The organism is Actinoplanes sp. NPDC051633 (genome assembly GCF_040681735.1).
Taxonomy (GTDB): domain Bacteria; phylum Actinomycetota; class Actinomycetes; order Mycobacteriales; family Micromonosporaceae; genus Actinoplanes.
In genome coordinates, this window is the sequence record NZ_JBFAZH010000593.1 from 1 (window position 1) to 4,926 (window position 4,926).

At 70.4% G+C, this 4,926-nt stretch carries 5 protein-coding genes; 4 read left to right on the forward strand and 1 reads right to left on the reverse strand.

What is annotated here, in order from left to right; all coding sequences use genetic code 11:
* A partial coding sequence (locus AB0M20_RS27375; protein ID WP_364302946.1) for a beta-galactosidase occupies positions 1-1,271 on the reverse strand: 1,271 nt, incomplete at its 3' end.
* A gap of 143 nt (positions 1,272-1,414) precedes the next feature.
* Here AB0M20_RS27375 and AB0M20_RS27380 point away from each other — a divergent pair.
* From AB0M20_RS27380 to AB0M20_RS27395, 4 genes are all read left to right on the forward strand, one after another.
* Complete coding sequence (locus AB0M20_RS27380) at positions 1,415-2,398, forward strand: LacI family DNA-binding transcriptional regulator (RefSeq protein ID WP_364302947.1); 984 nt, start codon at positions 1,415-1,417, stop codon at positions 2,396-2,398.
* Between the two features lie 99 nt (positions 2,399-2,497).
* Positions 2,498-3,676: a 4-hydroxybenzoate 3-monooxygenase gene (locus AB0M20_RS27385; protein ID WP_364302948.1), complete on the forward strand. Its 1,179-nt coding sequence runs from the start codon at positions 2,498-2,500 to the stop codon at positions 3,674-3,676.
* A gap of 102 nt (positions 3,677-3,778) precedes the next feature.
* The gene (locus AB0M20_RS27390; RefSeq protein ID WP_364302949.1) at positions 3,779-4,588 is read left to right on the forward strand and encodes a methyltransferase domain-containing protein; all 810 of its coding nucleotides are present in this window, start codon (positions 3,779-3,781) and stop codon (positions 4,586-4,588) included.
* Between the two features lie 37 nt (positions 4,589-4,625).
* On the forward strand, positions 4,626-4,926 hold a 301-nt coding region (locus AB0M20_RS27395), incomplete at its 3' end, for an ABC transporter substrate-binding protein (protein WP_364302951.1).

The following is a 4,926-nucleotide window of genomic DNA, read 5'->3' on the forward strand; positions in this document are numbered from 1 at the left end:
CGCGGGCCCATGCCCCGGAACCGCTCGAGATCGGCGACCTGCTCCCCGCGCTCGGGAGACGCCGGGTTGCGGTACTCGGTCAGGTAGTGGTCGCGGACCAGGCCGAGGGCGACGTCGTCGTGCACCGGCTGCGAGTCGGCGATCAGTGCGGCGTAGGGCTGCACCCAGCGCAGCACCCGGGCGATGGCGTCGTAGCCGGGCGTCCGCCGGCCCTCCGGATCGATCGGCGCCGCGAAGCCGTGCCGCTTCCCGGTGATGGCGATCAGCGACGTGCCCGGGACGGCGGCCGGGGCGGGCCGCGAGGGGTTCAGGCCGCCCGCGAAGAGGTAGTAGTTCAGCAGCCTGTTCCCCTGCGCGAGCGAGAGCCGGGTCTTGAGCTCGACGGCGGAGGGCGGCACCAGCACCGAGAGGTCGTCGGCGTAGTCGCCGCTGCCGCATTCGAACTCCAGCGACGTGAGCGGCTGGTCGGGGCCGTTGGTGGCCGCAGTGAAGGCGTTGGCGACCCACAGATCGGGCAGGTTGGTGACGGTGAGATCGCCGAGATAGAGGTCCGTGCCGGAGGCCGTGCCGGGTTGACCGTGGTACGAGTCGCGCAGCTGCGACAGCCCGATGCCGAAGGTCCGCGCCCGCCCGTCGCTCGTGCCGTGCACGTTGATCAGGAACGGCACGTCCGTCACGCCGTATCTCTCGGCCAGCCCGCGTAGTGCGGAGAGGTAGGCGGCGAAGGTCGTTCGGGTAGACCGCGAGTAGGAGATGTGGTCGGGCAGCGCCGCCGAGGTGAAGAATGGCGGCGCGTTGGTGACCCACGGCAACATGCCGACCTCGTTGTCGAGCTGCACGGCGATGATCGGCCCGCCGCGATCCACCTGCCGCGCGGCCAGGACGGGCATGACGGCCGCGTACCACTGGTCCACAGCGGACAGGAAGGCGGGCGCGAGCAGGTCGAGGGTCGCGTTCGGCACCGGGGACCCGTCCCAGGTCGTGGGCACCAGCGACGGCGTGTCGAGAGCCACCCGCGGCGGGATGCCCTCGTTCTGCAGCTCGGCCATCACATAGGGCCCCGGCCGGGCGATGACCCACAGACCCAGCGACTGCGCCAGGTCGAGGAACGCCACCAGGTCGCTGAGGTCGGTGCTGCGGTCGGGCTTCTCGTGCCACACCCACGGCATGTACGTGGCGACGGTGTCGCAGCCGGCGTCGCGCAGCGCGCCGAGCCGGTCCGCCCAGTCACCGGGATCGAGCCGGAAGTAGTGGACCTCGCCGGCCAGCACGAGCCGTGGACGCCCATCGATATAGATTCGACGCCGAAGCAGCTCGACTCTCGACATAACGGGCGCCCTCCCGGTGGCAATCGGTGCCCGGTAACCGGTTACTGTCGCCGGTTGCCGTGCGCGCGTCAAGGAAGAAGGACCGCTTGAGCAGCCGCATGACGGTACGCGAGATCGCGCGCCTGGCCGGCGTATCGGTCGCGACGGTGTCCCGTGTGTACAACGGGGTGGGTCAGGTCGCGCCGCAGACCCGGCAGAAGGTCCTCGATGCTATCGAGGCAACCGGTTACCGCCCCGACCCGGTCGGTCAGGCACTCGCGGCCGGTCGGCACGGCGCCCTCGGCCTGGTCTTCCCGGGCCTGTCGGGTCCGTACTTCGCGGAGCTGATCCAGGGTTTCGAGTCCGAGGCGGTCCGCTCGCGGTCGAGCGTGCACATCCTCTGCACCCACCTGCGCGACGACTCCGACGCCCAGGTCATCGAGATGGCCCGGCGGGTGGACGGTGTCGCGGTGCTCGGCGGCACGGTCGCCGACGAGGCATTGGCCAAGCTGGCCGATCTGGTGCCGGTCGTGGTGATGGCCGGCGACGCCCCGGAGAGGGCGACCTCCGTCCGCACGGAGAACCGGGACGCGTCGGCCGCGCTGACCGCCCACCTGCTGGTTGATCACGAGCTGCGCGACCTGATCTTCGTCGGTGGCCCCGACGGCTCCCCCGACGTGCGGGAGCGCTACCTCGGTTTCACCCGGGCCCACGAGGCGCTGGGGCTGACCGCCGCCGAGCCGCTGCGGGTGGCGATGCAGAGCCATGACGGCGTGCGGGCGACCGGCGAGCTGCTCGACCGCGGCGACCGACCGGGTGCGCTGGTGTGCGCCAACGACGAGATCGCCGTCGGTGCGCTGGTCGCCGCCCTGGGGCGCGGACTGCGCGTACCCGAGGATCTGGTCCTGACCGGTTTCGACGACGCGCCGATGGCGGCGCTGATGTCTCCCCCGCTCACCACGGTGCGCCAGCCGGTCCGCGAGCTGGCCGCGCGCGCCGCCGCGGTGCTGCTCGGCACGGGCCCGGCCGAGGACGTGCTGCTGCCCACCGACCTGGTCGTCCGCGCGAGCTGTGGTTGCGGCCGGCGATGACGACCGGTGGTGACGATCGGGGGTCAGTTGGTTCCGGTAACCGGTTACAGCCCGACCCTGCCCTTTCGGCTTTCTAAAGGATCTCTTAAGGTCTGACGCGTGCTGCACGAATCGACCACGGTCGTGGTCATCGGCGCCGGCCCTTCGGGCCTGACGCTGGCGAATCTGCTCCGGACCGCAGGGATCGACTGCGTCGTCGTCGAGCGTCAGACCCGCACCTATGTGGAGCAGCGGCAACGCGCCGGCGTGCTGGAGTGGCGGGCCGCGCAGATGTTCGAGGAGTGGGGGCTGGCCGGTCGGGTGCTGCAGGACGCCCGCGTGGACGGCACGCAGGAGTTCCGGATCGACGGCGTGCCGCATCTGCTCGAGGTCGCCGAGCGGGCGGGCGGCCGGTACGCGCGGATCCTGCCGCAGCAGTTCCTGGTGCAACGCCTGGTCGCAGCCTTCCTCGAGGACAAAGGGGACCTGCGGTTCGAGTGCACCGACGTGCGGCTGGACAGGTTGGACACCGCCCGCCCCACGGTCACCTACACCGACGCCGAGGGCGAGCAGCACCGGATCGAGGCCGACTACATGGCCGGGTGTGACGGATTCCACGGGGTCAGCCGCCGGAGCGTGCCCGACGGCGAGCTGACCACGTACACCTACGACCACCGCATCGGCTGGTTCACCGTGCTGGCCGACGTTCCGCCGCCACGCCACCCGATGTTCGCGGTGAGCACTCACGGCTTCGCCGCACACTTCCCGCGCGGGCCGCGGAGCAGCCGGTTCTATCTGCAGTGCCCGATGGACGACGACCTTTCCGGGTGGACCGAGGAGCGCATCTGGGAGCAGCTGCGGCTGCGGCTGGGCGAGCCGGCGCTACCGGCCGGCGAGGTGCTGGAGAAGGCAGTGGTCGAGATGCGCAGCTTCGTCGTCGACCCGATGTCCTACGGCCGGCTGTTCCTGGTCGGCGACGCCGCGCACATCATCACGCCGATGGGCGGCAAGGGGATGAACCTCGCGGTCTTCGACGCCGAGACGCTGGCCAAGGCGATCCGCTCCGCGGTCCGCGACGGTGACGAGCAGCCGCTCCGGGACTACTCGGCGACGTGCCTCGATCGCACGTGGAGCTTCCAGGAATACTCCCGCTGGATGACCGAGATGCTGCACGACTCCGGGGACCCGGCGACCGCCGGGCCGTTCCTGCACCGGATCGCCCGCGCCCGTCTGAAGCGACTGTTCACGTCGGACCACGCGGCCGGTCTGTTCGCCGACCTGCAGGCGGGGATCGGCTGACCCCAGATTCCGGTACCGGTTCCGATCAAGTGGCATGCCAGCTACTCTGCATCACGCATCTATGATCATCATTCTTCTTCTTCCCCGCACAGGAGATCACGCATGACCGCGGCCACCAGGGGTCCGGCGTCGCCATACGCCTTCAACAACGACAAGCCCACTGCCGGCAACCTGCTCGACGCCCTCAGCGAGATGCTCGACCCGTTCACCCAGATCCGCCTGCACCAGGCCGGCATCGCGCCGGGCTCGCGCTGCCTCGAGGTCGGCGCCGGCCGAGGCACCATCGCCGCCTGGATGGCCGACCAGGTCGGACCGTCGGGCGAGGTGATCGCCACCGACATCAAGCCGCAGCACGTCACCCCGCACGACGGCGTGACGGTGGTCGAGCACAACATCCTGAGCGACGAGCTGCCCGGCGGCGAGTTCGACATCATTCATGCGCGTGCGGTGCTGCAGCACCTGCCCGAGCGGCGCGAGGTGCTGGCCCGGCTGGCCGGCGGGCTGCGCCCGGGCGGCGCGGTGGTCATCGAGGAGCTGGATTCGCGCTGGTCGACCTCCGTTCTGGCCGCGCCGGACGAGCGGGCGCAGGACGTCTTCGCCAAGTACGAGAAGGCGCTCGAGACGGTGCTGCGCAACGCCGGCAACGACCCGACGTGGAACCGGCAGGTGCTCAAGGCGATGCGGGACGTGGGCCTGCGCGAGGTGAACACCGAGGCGTGGCAGCGGTCCTTCGAGGGCGGCACCGGGATCTGCCGGCTCGCGTACTCGGGATCCACCGAGCTGCAGGACAAGCTGATCGCGACCGGCCACATCTCCGCCGACGACCTGGAGATCCTGCGCGCCGTGGCGATCGACCCGTCCACAGTGCTCCGCGGCATGCTGCTCGTCTCCACCATCGGCTTCAAGGCCTGAGTCCGACCCCTCGCACATTCACTTCAAGGAGATATTCGTGAGAAGAGCGACCCGACTGATCGGCGCCGCGGTTGCCGCCGCTGCGCTGATCCTGGCCGCCGGCTGCTCCGGCGACGACGACGGCGGCGCGGCCGCGAGCGGCGACGGCGCGAAGACCGGCGCGCTGGAGAAGGTCACGTACCTGACGGGCGTGAACATCCAGGGCCGCGAGAGCTACGTCTACGTGGCTCACGAGAAGGGCTTCTTCAAGGACGCCGGCCTCGAGGTCGACGTCAAGCCCGGCAAGGGCAGCGAGGTGAACCTCAAGCTGCTGCAGGCCGGTCAGGCCGACTTCGCCA

Excerpts from the sequence above, each read along its gene's own strand:
- AB0M20_RS27390 (WP_364302949.1), top strand. The coding sequence starts at position 3,779 with ATGACCGCGGCCACCAGGGGTCCGGCGTCGCCATACGCCTTCAACAAC.